Annotated in this window: 13 protein-coding genes and 1 pseudogene; 4 read left to right on the forward strand and 10 right to left on the reverse strand. The window is 45.5% G+C overall.

What is annotated here, in order from left to right:
* The first annotated feature begins 227 nt into the window (after positions 1-227).
* Positions 228-1,022, forward strand: coding sequence for a hypothetical protein (locus tag G519_RS0134160; protein ID WP_029198429.1), 795 nt, complete (start codon positions 228-230; stop codon positions 1,020-1,022).
* A 31-nt stretch (positions 1,023-1,053) separates the two neighbouring features.
* On the opposite strand, the gene G519_RS0134165 is transcribed toward G519_RS0134160, so the two are convergent.
* The 8 genes and pseudogenes from G519_RS0134165 to G519_RS45990 form a co-directional block, all read right to left on the reverse strand.
* On the reverse strand, positions 1,054-2,496 hold the full coding sequence (locus G519_RS0134165) for a nicotinate phosphoribosyltransferase (protein WP_029198430.1): 1,443 nt from the start codon (positions 2,494-2,496) through the stop codon (positions 1,054-1,056).
* 5 nt (positions 2,497-2,501) lie between these two features.
* Positions 2,502-3,335 carry an ammonia-dependent NAD(+) synthetase gene (gene nadE / locus G519_RS0134170; RefSeq protein ID WP_029198431.1) on the reverse strand — a complete coding sequence of 278 codons (834 nt, stop codon included), beginning with the start codon at positions 3,333-3,335 and terminating at the stop codon, positions 2,502-2,504.
* Between the two features lie 70 nt (positions 3,336-3,405).
* Positions 3,406-3,945 (reverse strand): cysteine hydrolase family protein, encoded by a 540-nt coding sequence (locus G519_RS0134175; RefSeq protein ID WP_029198432.1) that lies wholly within the window; start codon positions 3,943-3,945, stop codon positions 3,406-3,408.
* 69 nt (positions 3,946-4,014) lie between these two features.
* A complete protein-coding gene (locus G519_RS0134180; protein ID WP_409372029.1) occupies positions 4,015-4,782 on the reverse strand; it encodes an NUDIX domain-containing protein in 768 nt (255 codons plus the stop codon).
* A 113-nt stretch (positions 4,783-4,895) separates the two neighbouring features.
* A pseudogene (locus G519_RS45985) lies at positions 4,896-6,992 on the reverse strand (class I SAM-dependent methyltransferase).
* A gap of 92 nt (positions 6,993-7,084) precedes the next feature.
* Positions 7,085-7,405, reverse strand: coding sequence for an SPW repeat domain-containing protein (locus G519_RS51160; protein ID WP_029198434.1), 321 nt, complete (start codon positions 7,403-7,405; stop codon positions 7,085-7,087).
* A gap of 127 nt (positions 7,406-7,532) precedes the next feature.
* Entirely contained in the window at positions 7,533-8,666 is a 1,134-nt protein-coding gene (locus G519_RS0134195) for a stalk domain-containing protein (protein WP_029198435.1), read from the reverse strand.
* A gap of 108 nt (positions 8,667-8,774) precedes the next feature.
* Positions 8,775-10,481 (reverse strand): methyl-accepting chemotaxis protein, encoded by a 1,707-nt coding sequence (locus G519_RS45990; protein ID WP_051253942.1) that lies wholly within the window; start codon positions 10,479-10,481, stop codon positions 8,775-8,777.
* A gap of 163 nt (positions 10,482-10,644) precedes the next feature.
* Here G519_RS45990 and G519_RS48155 point away from each other — a divergent pair, with 163 nt between their 5' ends.
* Entirely contained in the window at positions 10,645-14,400 is a 3,756-nt protein-coding gene (locus G519_RS48155; RefSeq protein WP_029198436.1) for a response regulator, read from the forward strand.
* 86 nt (positions 14,401-14,486) lie between these two features.
* Entirely contained in the window at positions 14,487-15,392 is a 906-nt protein-coding gene (gene trhO / locus G519_RS0134210; RefSeq protein WP_029198437.1) for an oxygen-dependent tRNA uridine(34) hydroxylase TrhO, read from the forward strand.
* A 322-nt stretch (positions 15,393-15,714) separates the two neighbouring features.
* Here the strand turns inward: trhO and G519_RS0134215 are convergent, their stop codons facing one another.
* Both G519_RS0134215 and G519_RS46000 read right to left on the reverse strand, forming a co-directional pair.
* Entirely contained in the window at positions 15,715-16,245 is a 531-nt protein-coding gene (locus G519_RS0134215; protein WP_029198438.1) for a hemerythrin domain-containing protein, read from the reverse strand.
* Between the two features lie 131 nt (positions 16,246-16,376).
* Positions 16,377-17,948, reverse strand: a complete 1,572-nt coding sequence (locus tag G519_RS46000) for a methyl-accepting chemotaxis protein (RefSeq protein WP_268633533.1) — start codon at positions 17,946-17,948, stop codon at positions 16,377-16,379.
* 114 nt (positions 17,949-18,062) lie between these two features.
* Here G519_RS46000 and G519_RS0134225 point away from each other — a divergent pair.
* Positions 18,063-18,257, forward strand: a 195-nt coding sequence (locus G519_RS0134225) for a transposase (protein ID WP_029198439.1), incomplete at its 3' end; no start/stop codon positions are given.

The raw sequence follows: 18,257 nt of genomic DNA on the forward strand, positions 1-18,257 counted from the left end.
AAGAAAGTGCGACCTACCTTCGCCAGCCATAGTAGCAGTATGGACAAAATTTTCATTCATCAGTGGTGCCGCAACGCGGCATGGAAGTCTTATCTGTAAAAAAAAACAGTTGCACGGGATCCATAGCTTCCCGCTCAACTGTTTTTTTATTTATAAGTATAATTCAAAATTTAATTTCATAGACTCATAGAAAGGATCTGATTTAAGAGAATAGGAGTAGTTGCCCCATGTACATGTTACGACTTGTAAAAATGAAAGCAGCTTACCTACTTATCTATCTCCTTATAATGATAACTAGTTTTATATGGACGATCATCTGGGGAACCCATGTCGCGGTGAAACCACCGCCGAAACTCCCTGTTTCCGAATATAGCATCCATCAAGCCAGCAATGGCGTCACGCTCCATAGTATTCGGACTCCACCACAGAACATAGGGCTTAAGGCAATTGCAGGCAATGTGACAGAGAGGCAGGAAAATGGGATTAATGGCGGGTTTTTCTGGCAGGGCTATCTCCTTAGCATCGCTGTCATTAATGATCATCCCGTCAAAGGGGAACCTGGCGATTACGGCTCTGGCTGGTTTAATATTGACCGCAAGCGGGGAACGCTCGTATGGGATGAAAAGGCTCAAACCTTTTCCATTCAAGTCGTTGAACATGCGGACGAGCTGAAGGTAATGGATCGGACTCATTATTGGGCGCAGGGAGGCGTAAGCATGGGACTTGCGAATCCAGACGGATGGGCGGATCAAGCGATAGCGGAAGAGATGCCCGTCATTAACGAGAAGCGCATGCGGTCAGGTATCGTCTACGACAGAAATAACAACGTTTATCTAGTCGTGGCTCCAACGCCATGCACTGGAGAGCAATTCCGTACAGCCGTCCAAGAGCAAGTTGGCAATGGACAGCTGGTGGATGGGCTGTTCCTGGACGGTGACGGTTCCTCTCAGCTCAAAGTCGCCAATTACTTGCTCCCCGGCGATCATCGCGAGGTGTACCAGATGATTGCGTTGTTGAATTGAAGCGAGAAGGGGAGACCGCATCGTGCGACAACTACCTTTGATGCTCATGAATCAAATCCATCTTCAGCTTCCACAGTGCCACGCTTAAATTCACACGATAAACCTCCGGATTAAGCTTGCGTAAATATTGCGGCCAAAATGACTGCTTCTGCTGCGTATGGTAATCCCGAATTTCGTCCAACGTAGGCTCCACATAGACAAGCTTTCCTTGGAGAAATATGGGGTGGAGCAGTGGAACTGCTTCATAGTCATCAATAAATTTGTAGATATACGGGTGGATGGGATCGAACAACTTGATTCGTTCACCCTTCTTAATATCGACCTCATGCTGAAGAGCCAGATAGTCGGCTTCCGCTTTGCCTGTCTTTTTGTTTATGATCCGGTAGGCTTCCTTGAAGCCCGGGTTGGTTACTTTCTCGGGATTGCCCGAGATCTTAATGACCGGCACGAATTCGCCGTTCTTCTCGCGGGCAACCAGCTTGTAAACCCCGCCCAGCGCGGGTTGATCCGCTGCGGTAATGAGCTGGGTACCGACGCCCCAGACGTCGATCTTGGCATCTTGGGCTTTCAGCCCCTCGATGATGTTCTCATCCAAATCATTGGATGCGACGATCTTCACCTCGGGAAAGCCCGCTTCATCCAGCATGTGCCTAGCCTGCTGGGATAAATACGCCAAATCGCCGCTATCCAGGCGAATGGCGTTCATGCTCTTGCCGCGGCTCTGCAGCAGGCGCGCCGTCTTGATCGCGTTCGGTACGCCGCTGCGCAGCGTATCGTACGTATCGACGAGCAGCGTCACTTGCTCCGGCAGCGCCTCAGCATAAGCACGGAAGGCTTCCTCTTCCGTGTCGTGGGCCTGCACCCATGCGTGCGCATGCGTGCCTTTGGTCGGGATGCCGAACAGCATCCCGGCTCTGAGGTTGGATGTCGCATGGAACCCTGCGACATAGGCCGCTCTTGCGCCCCAGATCGCGGCGTCAGCCTCTTGGGCGCGTCTTGTGCCGAACTCCAGCAGCACATCGCGCGGAGCAACTTGTTTGATCCGCGAAGCTTTCGTCGCGACAAGCGTCTGGTAGTTCGCGAAGTTGAGAATTGCCGTCTCAACCAGCTGCGCCTCGAACATGCAGGCTACTACTCGTACGAGCGGCTCATTCGGGAAGACAAGTGTCCCCTCCGGTACAGCTTGCAAGTCCCCTCCGAATTTAAACGCTCGCAGCGCCTCCAGGAAATCCTCCCGATAATTCTCTTCCTGTGTCCGCAAGTAGGCAATCTCCTCATCGCCAAAATGCAGATTTTGAATGTATTGAATCACCCGCTCTAAACCAGCGAAGACCGCATATCCGCTCCCAAAAGGCAGCTTACGGAAGTATACTTCGAAAACAGCTTTCTGCTTATAAGTGCCCTGAAGCCAATGTGCATACATCATATTAATTTGGTATTTGTCTGTGTGAAGCGTCAAGTTTTCGTATTTCATAGGATTTATCCTTTCCACCAATTGTCATAGCACGTTACTGGACCCCTGCGTTTATGTTCGGTAATGGCGTAGCGATCCTCAATCTTCTGTTCAGCAGAAGCGAGCAGGGGGTTTCCTTCCAAATAGTCATCCAACTGATCGTAAGTGAGTCCCAATGCTTCTTCATCCGGAAGACCTGGTTTTAAATCTTCCAAATCTGCCGTAGGCTTTTTTAAATACAAATGTTCAGGGCACCCCAACTGCTTTAGCAATAGCTTGCCTTGCCGCTTATTAAGGCCATAGATCGGAGCCACATCGCATGCACCATCCCCATGTTTCGTGAAAAATCCGGTAATCGCCTCAGCCGCATGATCCGTCCCCAAAACAAGCAATTGATAGTGCGCGGCCAAATCATATTGCACCTTCATACGCTCGCGAGCCTTCACATTCCCTTTGTGAAAATCACTCAAGACCTCTCCCGTAGCTTTGGCAAATTGCTGTACGGATGCATCCACAGCTGATTGTATATTGACCGTAATAACACGGCTAGGCTGAATAAAGTCAATCGCCGCTTGTGCATCTGCTTCATCTTTTTGGATATCGTAAGGCAGCCTTACAGCCATGAATTGAAAGGTTTCAGTGCCGCCTTCAGCATTCAGCTCTTGGATAGCTATTTGGGCCAGCTTGCCAGTTAATGTGGAATCTTGACCTCCAGAAAGCCCGAGCACGTAGCCTTTGGCTCCTGTATGAACCAGATAGTCCTTGAGGAACTGTACTCGGCGCTTGATTTCGTAGGCAACGTCGATGCTTTCCTGCACAAACAATGAAGCTTGAATCGTTTCCTGCCTAAAATTCCTCATTAACACCATCTCCTCATTCTCTGTGAATTTTGTCCAATTCATACCATTGCTGCCATCGCAGCTGCCACTTTTAACCACGAACGACTTTCGCCCCTAATGTATGTTGAAAATGCTGCAAGGCCCATTCATGCCCCGTCTGATTAAAACTAGCGACTGCATCTTCATGAATAACAATTTCGAAGCCTTTGTTGTAAGCATCCACCGCTGTATGCAGAACACAAATATCTGTGCAAACGCCAACCAAATGCAGCTCATGAATGCCTCTTCCCCTTAAATTAAGCTCCAACTCGGTGCCGCAGAAGGCGCTGTATCTTGTTTTGTCCATCCAATAAATCTCGCTCTCATTATGCTCATATACAGTTTTCAGCCTGCCATATAAATCACGACCCGCCGTGCCGCGAATATTATGTGGGGGAAACAACTTCGTCTCTGGATGGAAAGGGTCTTGTTCATCGTGGAGATCAACGGCCATGACCACAAAGTCCATCTGGGCCAAAAATTGCTCTGTAATTTCACAAATTCTCGCTTCAATCGCAACGCCGGGTTCCCCACAAGGAAGCTTCCCATCAACAAAATCCACCGTATAATCAATGATTATAAGAGCTCTCATTCTAAACACTCCTTCATATTGTGTATTTGATAGTATTATTAAGACAATATCAAAATGAAAAAGAGAGGCCTAGCTGTAAATGGACAGCTGAGGCACATAATCGGTAAATCGGTATAACTGAGCAGCTCGCTGAGAGTAACGGTTAGACATCTTGCCCTGTCCTTGATGATCCAGCACCTCTTCGATAATCCCTTTGCGACTTTGGGTCGATGTAATTTTACGAATAAAATTCCGTTCCTCGAAGGTCGGAACGACCGTTTGAATGACTTGATACAGCTCACTCATCGTGAATTCCTCGGACAGGAACTCTCTGGCAATCGTCGTCGTCAGCATCTTCTGCTGAATTTGAGCAAGAGCATCTCTCATGATGATTTCATGATCAAAAGCGAGATCCATTGCCAGCGCCTCATCGATAGGGAAGAGGCGAACGTCAGCTGCATCATCAGCGGCTTGACGTTTCTCGAGATAACGTTCGTGCACGAGTGCGAAGAAAGCGTGTGAGATCATCCACCCCCGTGGATCGCGCTGCGACGTACTATACACATTGAAATATTCAATGTGCACGTCCGAAACCCCCGTCTCCTCCGTTAGCTCGCGTCGGGCGCTCTCATGAATCGTTTCGGATTCCATCGAGAAACCACCCGGAAGCGCCCACTGGCCTTCGAATGGCCATTGCTTTCTTTGAATCAGTAACACTTGCAGCTCACGAGTAGGAAGCGACTTCTTCACTGATCCTTTTCCTTCCGAGGTAATCGTAAAGATGACGATATCCGTAGGCGCGCCGTCAGGTGTGCGGTATTTACTCGCTTGGTAGTTGGTTTCATTCTCTATTGGCATGTTCATTTCATCACCTGTTTAGTCGCATTTCTTTTCATATTATCAATTTAATAATTTCATTATGACATAATTAAAATTCTTTTGCAATAGGAATTCGGTGGTTGGTCTGCTGCTTACTTCTCTATCACAATCAAACACGTGCTATCCGGTAGCGGAACCGCGTTTCCATCTTGATCCATGATCCTTACTTTATCCGCCAATGCGTCCGTATACCCTTCCTGGAGGAAGTGTTTGTTCTCTACAATTTTGGCCTCATTACCTAATGTATCCAGGATGAACGCCGTAAACTCGCTTGGGGTAAAGTAACCGAATTGCTCCTGCACTTCATGCACATAAGCTTCCTCACCCCACGTATACGTATAAAGGAATTCCATCGCATCATTCACGGGCATGATGACCTCATCCACAGCAACGACCTCATACTCAATTGATCGCCCTGCGAAATCCTTCGCATACCGCTGCAGCCAAGCCATCGTCCCTTCTTGTAGAAAGCAAATGGTCTGCTTCTGCTCGGCAGGTTCCGTCATAATACCATCGCGGATAACGATTCGGCCTCCGGGTGCTAGTACATCGAAAGCGCTTCGCAGCGCTGCAGCAACCGTAGCATGGTTGAATTTCTTGCCGCCAAAAGGGATGTAGGAATATAATTCATGCAGGATCGAAGAGAAAATAACTGTGTCGATGGAGCCCGGCTCTACATATTGCTTGAGATCAAGTGCATCCCCCTTCATAACGTCCCACCGATGCCCCTCCAGCTGCTTTTTGCGTTCCAGTGCTTCAATTACATTCGACGAAATGTCAATCCCTATCGGATGCTTGTCCGGCAAATACTGCTCGATGAGATCCAGCATAATCCCGCCGCCAGGTCCGATATCGACAACCCGCTCCCCAACAACGTAATCCAGCATCATCATCTTATAATCAGCCGTTTGGTTCATCGTGGCTAAGTATTCTTCCTCGTTATGAAACCGGTCATAGGCATCTCTGCGCAATTCGAACAGATCAAACAGAAGCAGAACCGCCTTTTCATATAGAGGAGATTTCTCGGCTTCTACACAAAATTCAATCAGCTTCTCAGCAGCAGGAGAAAATTGAAAGTTAAAGAATATCGTGTCCGGGAGCTGCGGCTTTCGATCCATGAGGTGCTTCAGATGGGCATTGCCCCACATAGCATTGGATTTGAACTTTTGAGATGATTCCCTCGGATCCTTCATCAAATCAATCCAACCAAGCTCACCCAAATATTTCTCAATCATCCTCTTCTTATATACGTTTACCTTTTAGCTGCCCTTGTAATCGTAATACATCGTATTCATCAAAGGTTCGAAGCTAATGTGTTGAATGGAATCCGCTTGACCCATTGAAAACTGAATAATCAGGAATACTTTCACCATTTGCTCCAGAGAGAATTCTTGCAGTGCCGCTTCCACGAACCATAGAGTTCTACCATCCATAAATGCCGTCAATGCTTCTAATGGAACTTCCTCAAGCAGCTTCCCATATTCAGCGTCGAAATTTTCTCCCTTTTGAATCGTGTTTCCCCGTAGTCTGGTAAGGCGATCCTTTATGGCAGGCTCTTTTTTCAAAGAATCGGATACGATCTGCTCAATCATTGACTCCACTTCATTAAGAACAGAATGCCAGAGTTCTTCTGAGACACCTGCAATAATGCATTGATTTAGTGGCAAGAGCAAGCCTCTTAATTCATCAGCTGTAAGCAAATTATCCTTCATCAAATGAATTAATGGTGCATGTTCTTTAAATGGAACTTCGCCACGGATCGTTTGGCCAATTAGCCCATGTGTGTAGATTAACGTATGTATGACAGTTGACTTATCGCTTATATCTCCTTTATCGAGCTTAAATAACTGCGCTGAACCTAGGTTATGGACGGAAAGATGAATACCTGCTTCTTGCCACTTGAAACGGTCTCTTGAAGTCCCCCCCTTCGCTACTTCAGACCAAATCAACACCTCTTCTAGTAAATCTTTCTTCCAAAAGGACAACGCTAGCCCGTCCAAAATGTGCAAAGTCCGCTCAACATAATCTAGCACAGGGTTCGCCTGTGCCAGCTCCTGGATCGACTGAATCCGCTCGAAGTTAACGATGCGCTCCTCCGCCGAAACGATATAAGTTAACCATTTAGGTTGGTCTGCGGCATTTGTGTCCCCTGCCCGATACCTTTTTATTAATTCTAATGAACTTAACATGCAGGTATATATCCTCTCATTCCTACCAATCACTTTATGACTAGTATAAACCAACCTCATGGCAATCTCACGTTTACTATCACACTACGATTTCATTGTTGATCGGCATATAGATTGGCGTAATTGACTAGGATGGTCATAAAGCCAAGCACGACAAATGAAAAAAAGGCCATTATATCCAAATGATAGACGTTGGGAACAACAATGAAAACAGCACCAATAATAAAACAAAACCAATTTTGCCAAACCTTTTTACCCGTTTTTCCAAGGGCCAATAGAGAACCTACGAATTGCAAGCTGCCAAGCAGAGCGCAAGTGTAAAGTGCATTCGTATGAGCTTCAAATCCGAATACCCAGGGACTTACCACAAACCAAAGACCCATACAAGCGGACAATAAGTTTTTCCAATACATTGCTTGCTTCCACCTCCTACTTAACGAGATGCAATAGTATACGCAAACGCTTTCAGGATGGTGAAATGGAAAAGCCTCCAGCTCACCCAAATAAATAGGCAGCAAGAGGCTAATGCTTCTAAATGTCTTATTGTTCAATATGAATGGCGCCTGCATCGCCTGTTTCCACATCAGCATGCAGGATGTCCGTTACGAATTTCAAAGGTACATATAGCGTGTCATTAAGAATAACTGGAGCTGTCCCTAGCGTAACCGGAGCCATTTTCGCATAGAAATAGCTGTCGCTGCCTACGGAAACATTCGTCCATCCAGCACCTTTTGTCAATTCGGCCGCGTACTTTTCTTGATTCCATTTCACTTCGTAGCCGAGTCCTTCTGCTACTTTGCGTAAAGGCACTAGATTCACGCCTTCGGCATTTGTTAGGCTGTCGCTCCCCGCTAAATCTAACTTCATTTTTTCAACAGGCTTAGGCGCAACGGGTTTTGTTGTCATAGTCCATTTCTCAGGCAAATTAAAACGGAATTCCGGTGTTCCTGTGGAGCCTGGTGCGATCGAATATTTCGGGAACACAATAACCACTTCGCCTTTTTCCACATAAAAACCTTGCTCTTCGCTGATGCCTTTAAATTCATCTTTGAAATAATTCTCCGGTTTTTCATTGATTTTGGCCTGAATTCCGGCATTGACATTCTCCTTGAAGTGATCTCCAAGTAGATCCTGCAAAGTAACACGCTGCCCTTGTTCACTATTTAGCACATTGTACGTATCCACGCGAGGCATACCTGTACCGCCTGTTGCAGCATACGTCGTGACTTCAAGTGAGACAACACCTGCCGGATTGCTCGAACCATCCGATTTCAACGCATAATTAATCGTCAGCTCGTAGGGGCGATAAGTGAAACCATTTGTTTTGGCATCAGCAGCGGCTTGAGCAGCCTCTTTCTCCCAATTCGTTAAATCTTTGTTCGCTTGGGATAAAATGAGGTCATTCGTTTGCTCTTGATACTTCGTATCCAACATGCCTGAAAGTTGCGGCACTTTGATATTGGTTTTTAGATCCTGCGTTTTAGAGGTGAGATTCACTTCTTTCACTTGCACTGGAGAAGTTGATTCAGATGCAGCGGGTGCAAGAATTGGAACTACGGTAACTGCTTCCGCTGATGCCATACTTGTGAATGGTAATACGGCACAGCTAACACCTACCAGCATTGCACAGCCAACTACACCAAGTTTCAACATGTTAAACGGATTTTTTTTCATTTCATGTTCACTCCTCATTCGTTATCGTAAGTAATCTTTCGGTTGATTTAACCTTTACGATAACAAGACGCGCCAACGTTCAAGAAAGTCTGAAAGCAAACATTTTTTTTATGAAATTCGGAATGAACTCACAACTTGATGCAAATCTTGAGCAATACCAGCAAGACTTTCAGCAGAAGCTGTAATCTCTTCTGTGGACGCAAGCTGCTCTTCCGTTGCAGCCGCTACCGACTGAGCGGTCCCTGAAGTTTGCTGCGCAACAGATCCAACATTTGCTACGGTTGCCGATACTTCTTCTGAGCTTGCAGCCATTTGCTGTGCCGCTGCAGCTGTTTCTTGAATCTTGCTGGCTACTTCTTGCGATGCGTTGACGATCTTACCGAATGCGAGCTCCGCGATCCCTACTTCTCTAAGACCTTCCTGCACCTCCGACTGTCCAGTATTCATAACTAGAGCGGCACGTGCAGAGTCTCTTTGAATGTTCGAAATGAGTTCGGAAATATCACGTACAGAATCATCCGTCTGTGACGCTAACTTTCGGACTTCACCAGCTACAACAGCAAAACCTTTTCCACTTTCCCCGGCACGAGCAGCCTCAATGGCTGCATTCAAAGCAAGAAGATTGGTTTGCGAGGCAATATTTCCAATTAACGTTGAGATTTGACCGATGCTCTGCGTATGTTTTTCCAGCTCTTTGATGACTTTGTTTGCAGCATCCACAGAATGACTCACGGCCTGCATCTTGTTAACCACACGCTCCATCGAATGGGTCCCTTCCTCAGCAAGCTGCGTTGCAGAAATCGATAATTCAGATACATCCGATGTTGTTTCTGCAATCCGTTGAATTCCTACAGTCATTTCTTCCATCGCTCTGCCGCATTCCATCGAACTTTGGGCTTGTTTATCGGATCCAGTTGCTAAATCCTGAACGGCTTGTGCAACTTGCTGCGAGGCAGATGTATTCTGCTCAGAGCTGGCAAACAACTGCTGAGACGATGCTGCTACGCTATTCGAGGCAACCATCATTTGCTCTACCGACTTACGTAAATGGCTAACCATTTGATTAACAGAACCGACTAACACGCCAATCTCGCCTTTATTTTTTACGATGATAGGTTCGACGGTAAGATCCCCATTCGCTATCCGAGTTAAGGCTTGTGAGGCTATACGAACGGGTGAGGAAATGTTTCTAACAAGGATGTAGCACGTAGTTAGCATGAATGCAATGATGACACATAGCACAATAAGAGATGTGTTCACACTTGTTTTGTATACATTCAAGCTTTCCAGCTCCGCTTGTTTTCCACCCTCTTGATTAAACGCAACCATATCAGCCATTGTTTTTTGTGCTTTACCAAAGTCAGCTGCCATCACCTGAAGGCTATCTGCTGCTTCCTTTACTTTACTTGGATCCGAGGCATTTTGTTTATTTTTCGCAAAAGCAGCCTTGAAATCTTCCCAATTCTTAGTAAGTTCGGTGAAGTTATTGGCATCTTCCACCCCGGCGAGGGATTCCTTATAATCTGCTAACAATTTATCAATACTTGCGATTGAGGCTGCCATTCCAGCATCAAGTGGCTCTTGCTTTTTTACATCTGGCTCTAACTTCTTCTGGTAGTATAAGGCCAATAGATGCTCTGAGTTATAGTGAATCTCTTCAATAATTTGAATACCCATCATCCAATTGCTTGCAAGCTTCTTGGTATTGTCCTTCAAAGCGCCCATTCGACTCATATCTGTCCAGCTTAAACCTCCAATCATCAGAAAGATGATTGCAAAAACCGCAATCATTTTTGTTCGCACTGTCAGTCTCACTTGCCAATTCCTCCCAAATAATGAATGAATGATTTAACTATGATGTATATTCAAATCAACTGCTGCAATCATCATAATCTTTATTCATTAAATTTCTTACCTTACATTCATTGTGAAATTGTTAGTTTTACTAACAGTTTATAATTTTCACGGAGGTTTACACATGTCGTCTTCGTTACGTTTCAAACTTGTCTCATTGCTTGTTCTTATTACTTGCATTTCCCTTACAGTCGTAGGAATTACAAACTATCGGCTCTCGAGAGATAAACTGATTAACCAAATGAAGGAGCAAACGATAACTTCCGTTTCCAATTCCGCGCAAAATTTATACGATTTCTTATCCATTCGTTTGGCCGAAGTGGAACTACTAAGCCGGGTAGATGTTATGAAGCATGGGACACTTGAGGAGCGGCTCCAATTTTTGACCCAAGAATTAAAAACAGGCGCTAATCGCTATCATTCCATGGGAATTATTGATCTTAATGGCTATATGACTCTCACTACCGGACAAACACTTTATGCAACAGGAGAACGAAGATTCCAAGAGGCTCTAAAAGGGAAAACCTTCATCTCTGATCCTGAAATCGGCAAAATAACCGGGAAATACATCATTTCCATAACCGCACCTGTCTTTAATGAGAACAACGAAGTGACGAGCATAATAAACATCTCTCTTGATGCGGAACAAACTTTTTTCGAGCATCTTCATACCCCTTTGGAGAAGGGCGAAATACTTGTCGCGAACAATGAGGGACTCATTCTATATCATACCGATACACATCTAATTTTGAACCTTAATATTTTCAGAGAATACCCTTCACTTGTGCCAGCCTTTCAAAAAGCCTTACAGTCGAAAGAAGGATTTCTGGATGAATCTTATTATGGTGGGCCAAAGGCTCGGTGGTTTTATGCGCGTGTACCTCAATTAGATTGGTACCTTGCATATTCCATGCCCCTTTCAGCTTTCGAAGCTCCCACAAGCCCCTTGCTTTGGTCGACGATCGGATTAATTGCAATGACGGCCGTTGTCATTTTTTTCCTCATTTATTTGACGGCTAATACACTGATTATTAAACGCATCAAGCAGATTCTTCATGTCACAGAATCAGTCGCTGCGGGTGATTTCTACATAAAGCCGCTTGTTGTCAAAAGCAAGGATGAGTTGGGTGCTCTTGCCCATTCTGTGAATGGCATGATTGAAAATTTACGTGAACTATTCGAGCCGTTCGAAGCTTTTATTCATCACAATCAATATGCCATGATCGTGACCGATCCTTCCTTTACCATTAATCATCTCAACAGTAGAGCCGTACAGCTTCTTGGCTATTCTTTAGCAGAAGTTCATAAGAAAGCAACGCCTCTACTATGGTTGGATCAAGAACAACTGATTGAAAGAGCCGCGCAATACTCGTCTGAGCTTGGGGAACATGTTCCAGCTGATTGTACAGCCCTCGTGATTCGTTCATTACATCACCTCAAAGAGGATTCTGAATGGACTTGGCATCACAAAGATGGCACCCGTTTCTTCGTTCAAGTTAGTGTCAGCAGCATTACACATCCGAATGGCGAGCTGAAAGGCTTCGTATTCATCGCTCGAGACATTAGCGATATTAAGGAGAGCAACGAGTCTAGGGAGAGGCTGTTAACGATTGTAGAAAGTGCGCGTGATTCCATTCTCTCATTTGATGAGAAAGGCTATATTTTTTATATGAATCAAGCTTGCAAGAGCATAGTTGGATTAGATAAACAGCAAACCGTCGGCAAACATTTCAGTGAGTACGTAGATATCCAGAATGATATTAATTTTGAAGAGGGCTTGCTTACAGCCATTCGGGAAGGATTCTGGGAATTTGAAGCAGAGGTCCTAACGAAGGAACAACGGCAAATATTCATTTCCGTGATCATCGTGCCCCATTGCCCAGCAGACAAAGATGAGTGTTATTTCTCTGCCATTACGCGCGATATTACGGACCAAGTGCATTCCAAAGAGGGGCTCATTCGAGCGAAGCAAGAAGCGGATGAAGCCAATCTGGCTAAAGGGATTTTCCTGGCTCGTATGAGCCATGAAATTCGGACACCGCTCAATGGAATCGTCGGACTCTCCTACTTGATGGAACGAACGATCATGTCTCCGCTACAGCGGGATTATATAAGTAAAATATCGAAATCCTCGGTGTCCCTTTCCAATATTATTAATGATATTCTGGACTTCTCGAAGCTCGAGGTGGACAAGCTGGCCATAGAACATCATGCGTTCCAGCTAGATGAGACCATTGACCGTGTCTGTGAAACTCTTAGCGTGCTGCTTGGCCACAAGCCGGTTGATTTTATTTGTGATATCCATGACAAAGTACCGCTTGGACTCATTGGGGATTCACTGCGCATGTATCAAGTTTTGCTCAATATTACCAGCAATGCGATAAAATTCACGGAGCAAGGAACAGTCACGCTGCACGTTTATTTGGAACAACTTCGAGAAGAAGAAGTCCAAATTGGCTTTACTGTCAGCGATACAGGCATCGGGATGGATGAAGAGCAGCTATCCAAGCTGTTCCAGCCGTTTGTTCAAGCAGATGAAGTAACGAATCGAAAATTCGGGGGTACGGGCCTCGGTCTTGTTATCTCCAAGAACATCATTGAGAATATGGGCGGCACCATCGAGGTGTCCAGCCAACCCGAGCATGGCAGTGAATTCCGGATTAGCTTGCCTTTCTCGTTGTCCTTACAACCAATGAAGTCTCAGGAAAACCTCCCGCTGCGCACATTAATTGTGGAAGATCACCTTGATCTGAACCAAGTACTTGTCCATACCCTTCAATCCATGTGCACAGAAGCAGCCGGCGTTTATTCTTGGAAAGAAGCAAGGAATGCTATTGAAGTTATTCCCGTAGATGTGATCCTGCTTGATATGGAAGCTTTTGATATGTACGGAGAGGAAGTATGGCTCGGCATGCTTGAAAAATGCAATCGAATGAACATTCTAACGATTATTTACACCACTTTATCGGGCAGGGATGCCTTGGAGCAGCTGCCTACAGCATGGGCTCCGCATGCAATCTTGGTCAAACCTATCTCACGGATCGTACTGTACCAGACGCTGCAAACACTAACAGGCACACATGCCGATAAGGAACTCATTTCTACGACAGACTTCATGCAAACAGCAGAAACAATGACAAAATTTCATCGCATTCTGCTAGTCGAAGATAATGAAATTAATCAGACTGTCGCTCGTTCGTTACTGGAAAGCAGTATGAATTGTGACGTTCAATTAGCTTCCAACGGTTTCGAAGCATTAAATGACTTAGAGAATAACGATTATGACTTGATCTTAATGGATATCCATATGCCCGTTCTAGACGGCATTGAGACTACCAAACGAATTCGTCTTGAGCCTAAATGGATGCAAATTCCTATTATTGCTTTAACTGCAGACTCTACTTTGGAGAAGCGTTTAGATTGTATTCGCGCTGGCATGAACGAAGTGATCTCCAAACCTATCATTCCTAGCCGATTGTTTGCAGCCATCGATGCTATTATTAGCGAGAAGAATCGGATGGCTGTCCCTGGACTGGATATGGAAGAAGCACTTGGACGGCTTGGCGGAAAAACCGAGATCTATCACGAAATGCTTCGAAAATTTTATAGTCAATCCGCTCCTATGATTTCGCAAATAACCCTTGCGATTCAGAAAGGGGATTATGCTGAAGCCATAAGTCAGCTGCATGCGCTGCGCGGCTCTTCCAGCAACCTGTCTGCCAATCGCGTATTCGCCGCGGCAACTGTCCTAGAAGAAATGTTAGAACATAACGATGGGCCTGATGAAACAAATACCTGCATGATCCAGAACCACCTTCAATCGGTTGCCTTTGCTCTGGAGGAAGTTTTTCATTCTATCCAAAAATTGCTGTTAGATTGAAAAATACGCTGATTTATGTCACTATATGCTTATGCTTTTTTTCTGTTTGAGCATGCAATTTATATGTATAGGTGGTTAAGTTAATCATGACAGTAGAAGGCGCTCCATATCGCATTTTGTTGTATTATAAATTCGTTACCGTTATAGATCACGAAGCTTTGGCTCAAGAGCATTTGGCTTATTGCAAAAAGCTCGGAATTAAAGGCCGTATCCTTATCGCTCCCGAAGGCATTAACGGCACGCTTTCAGGAACGGTTGAGCAAACCGATGCTTACATGGCGATGATGCGTCAAATGCCACTATTCAAAGACATGATCTACAAGATAGATGAAAGTGAACAGCATGCTTTCAAAAAGTTATTCGTTCGTCCTAAAAAGGAGCTCGTCACCTTCCGGCTTGAAGAAGACGTGAATCCAAACGAACTAACCGGCACACATCTGAAGCCAAAGGATTTCTACGAGAAGCTCCAGCAAGAAGATGTCATCGTCCTTGATGGCCGTAACCATTACGAGTATGATATCGGACATTTCCGTGGCGCTATTCGTCCAGAGGTAGAAACGACGAAGGAATTCCCAGAATGGATTCGCAATAATCTTCAAGAATACAAGGACAAACCTATTCTCACTTATTGTACCGGCGGTATCCGCTGTGAGAAGCTGTCAGGTTTCCTTTTACAGGAAGGCTTCAAAGAGGTTTACCAGCTGGATGGCGGTATTGTAAGCTACGGGAAAGATGAAGATGTTCAAGGCCGCTTATTCGATGGCAAATGCTACGTCTTCGACGAGCGGATTTCCGTCCCCATCAATCGTACAGACGAGGATATCGTCGTAGGCAAATGCTACCACTGTGGAACAGCAGAAGATCGCTACATCAACTGTGCGAACGATGCTTGCCACTTGAAGCATATCTGCTGTGAAGCCTGTGAAGAGAAGCATAATAGCTTCTGCTCGAAGGAGTGCGAAGAGAAAACGATGAGCACGCTTGAGGCTTGATGTACCCGAGGGTACGGTGCTACTTTCGCGGAACGTAAGTACGCTATTTTGTCGAAAAACGTCCGAATTCGAGTACAGGAGGAACGACGATTCGCTATTTCGTTGTTTTGTTCCGGAATAACACGAATTTCATCAAATAGAGAACTGACGTTCCGCAAACTTCAAGTTGTGTTACATTTTCCCTACATTAGTGGAATGTCGTTCCGCTAAAATTATCTCATCCCTCAAATCAGATATAAAAATGTCTAATTGGAAGGAAGCTCTAACCAAAAAAAGGGTCCTCTACAAGTCCAATGACTTGAGAAGACCCTTTTTTATGTACTTAGGCTAATTGTTCGACGATGCGATCGGTGAGCGGATACACAAGCTCCTCTTCTAAGGTGAAATGTTTGAGCAGTATTAAGCAGGCCGTCATTAGCTCCGATGCCATCAAATGTAAGAACTCCTCATCTATCGGTACTTTCATCGCATTCACACCATCAATGAAAGCCTGCACCACTCTTTTCGCCAAGTCATGATCCTGCTCCAAAACCGTCATGGAACGAGAGACAGACAGCGCTGTAGTTGGATGCAAATAAGATTGCAGAAGAGGAAATAATTCTTTTTCTTCCCATTCCGAATGCTGTTCCAGCTCTTCAACAAGGGAAAGAATCAGATCTTGGAGTTCAATCAGCTTACACATTCCTATTGAGCAATCCTCGAGGGAGTACAAGGAAGCAGCCATCGCTCGGATCTCGGAGAGCTGCTCGCGCATCTGCACATGCTCCTCCTTCAGACGCTCTACGAGCATTGGAAAATTGCCGGGATCCATTATGTACTCCCTATTCGTTCGAATGCTCAAGCGGTCATTCATTAGACATCCTCCTTCGAGTTTTCTTATGAAAACTAACTTCGCAAACATGACAAAGCTAACCCATTCCGCATTATCATTGTATGCAGGATGGGTTAGCTTACATGCGCAGGAAATGTCTTAGAAGCAAACCTTTATCGAATGCGGCTTTCCGTTAATTGAAACTGATTGACAAGCAAGAGCAGAGACTCCGTAATCGCGCCTACATCCCCCGTCGTTTGGCGCACGTGGAGCATATCCTGCAGAAGCTCTTGCACGGTACGCTCAACCTCCGCCGAGATTTGACGATTCTCCATGCTTACCGCCGCTACCTTCTCCATCAGCGCCACCACTTCATCCACCACCTGCGTCTTCATAGTGTCGTGCGCATTCGCGCTGCTGAGAATTTCAGACGCCGCCGCCACAATTTGCGTCCCCTCCAGAACAACCTTGGTGCCTTCTTCCATCGAGATGAAGGCTTCGTTCGCGTGACGTTCAATGTGCTCAATGGTGTCATTGATCTCCATTGTCGACTTCTTGGTCAAATCAGCCAGCTTGCGAATCTCTCCGGCCACGACAGCGAAGCCCTTCCCATGCTCACCTACCCTCGCGGCTTCAATGGAAGCATTCAGGGAAAGCAGATTGGTTTGTGCCGAAATCTCTTCGATGACCTTGAGCAGCTTCGGAATTTCTTGCGTCGTTTGCAAAAAAGTCTGGATGGTACGATTCGTTTCAGCTACTTTCGCCGAAATATGATTCATCTTTTCGCCAATACGATCCACTTCATCCTGCGCCACCGCAATTTGATCCGAAGCCTTCTCTTCCAACTCGCGTAGTGTCCCGCTCATATTCTGCGTTACATCCTTCGCAACATCAATGTCCTTGAGCTGACCGCGCAGCGAACGAATCATATCATGAATCTTGGTGCTCATGCGGCCAGTCGATTGTTCCGTTGAACTCGTCGATTCATTCATTCGTTCCTGGCTTAGCTGAACTTCAGCCGCTGCTTGTTTAACCTGCAGCATAATACCCTCAAGGGAATCGATCATATTATTAATCCATTTCGCCAATTCACGCGTCTCATCGCCAGCGAACTCCTGCACGTGCAGGCGCTGTGTCAAATCCCCGCTGCCCTCTGCGTTAATACGGATGAACTTATTCATTTGCGCGAGCTGCCTTACAATCGGCTTACTGCCTTTTTGCCTTATTATGCTTGCACCTATTCCTCCATATACAAGACTTACAGCTGTCATAATTACCGATCCCCAGCTACTAGAAACATGTCCATTTAGCAGCCAAAAGCCCCCTGCCGAGAGTAAGATATAACCTACAATAAACCGCAGCTGCAGCTTAAGCAATTTCCAGTCGATACTGCGAATCCGGTATACCTCCTCAAGATCGCCTTCACACATCATCCCCCAAACATCCGGGCAGTGCGGAAGCTGGAAGGTAACACCTTTGCCAATAACAGAAATATGCCGATAATCGGAATACCCTGGAAACTCCACGAATAGATTATGTCCCTTTGCGATCGTTCCCGCAACCCCCGGATGAAGCTGTCCCGTCGCCGGGTCCGTGAATACGAGCTCAAGCTCCGTATGCTGCTTTACTCCCACAATGCCATAGTCTGTACGCACGCCATCTTTTAAATTGTCACCATGGGTAAAGGTAAGATCCTCAAAACGACTTCGAGATAACGCAGTGCCTGGAGCAATCTGTTTATTCAACACAGGCTTTGCCATAAATAAATAATTTGATTATCCAGTTAGCTCAGGAATGTCTTTAAATACGAACTAATGTTTGGTATAATGAAATCAAACATATGTTCGGGAGTGATTTTTATGGCAAAGCAAGAATCGATGAATCTTATTCAATTTCAAAAGAAGTTTCAAACCGAGGAAGCTTGCCATCAGCATTTGTTCAAGATGAAGTGGCCTGAGGGATATCACTGTCCAAAATGTCAGCACCAGAAGGCTTACGAAATTAAGACTCGTAATTTACCTCTTTACGAGTGTACGAATTGCCAACACCAAACA

Origin of the sequence: Paenibacillus alginolyticus DSM 5050 = NBRC 15375, assembly GCF_000422905.1 — a bacterium.
GTDB lineage: Bacteria > Bacillota > Bacilli > Paenibacillales > NBRC-103111 > Paenibacillus_E > Paenibacillus_E alginolyticus.

Excerpts from the sequence above, each read along its gene's own strand:
- G519_RS0134160 (WP_029198429.1), top strand. The coding sequence starts at position 228 with ATGTACATGTTACGACTTGTAAAAATGAAAGCAGCTTACCTACTTATC.
- G519_RS0134165 (WP_029198430.1), bottom strand. The coding sequence starts at position 2,496 with ATGAAATACGAAAACTTGACGCTTCACACAGACAAATACCAAATTAAT.
- nadE (WP_029198431.1), bottom strand. The coding sequence starts at position 3,335 with ATGAGGAATTTTAGGCAGGAAACGATTCAAGCTTCATTGTTTGTGCAG.
- G519_RS0134175 (WP_029198432.1), bottom strand. The coding sequence starts at position 3,945 with ATGAGAGCTCTTATAATCATTGATTATACGGTGGATTTTGTTGATGGG.
- G519_RS0134180 (WP_409372029.1), bottom strand. The coding sequence starts at position 4,782 with ATGCCAATAGAGAATGAAACCAACTACCAAGCGAGTAAATACCGCACA.
- G519_RS51160 (WP_029198434.1), bottom strand. The coding sequence starts at position 7,405 with ATGTATTGGAAAAACTTATTGTCCGCTTGTATGGGTCTTTGGTTTGTG.
- G519_RS0134195 (WP_029198435.1), bottom strand. The coding sequence starts at position 8,666 with ATGAAAAAAAATCCGTTTAACATGTTGAAACTTGGTGTAGTTGGCTGT.
- G519_RS48155 (WP_029198436.1), top strand. The coding sequence starts at position 10,645 with ATGTCGTCTTCGTTACGTTTCAAACTTGTCTCATTGCTTGTTCTTATT.
- trhO (WP_029198437.1), top strand. The coding sequence starts at position 14,487 with ATGACAGTAGAAGGCGCTCCATATCGCATTTTGTTGTATTATAAATTC.
- G519_RS0134215 (WP_029198438.1), bottom strand. The coding sequence starts at position 16,245 with ATGAATGACCGCTTGAGCATTCGAACGAATAGGGAGTACATAATGGAT.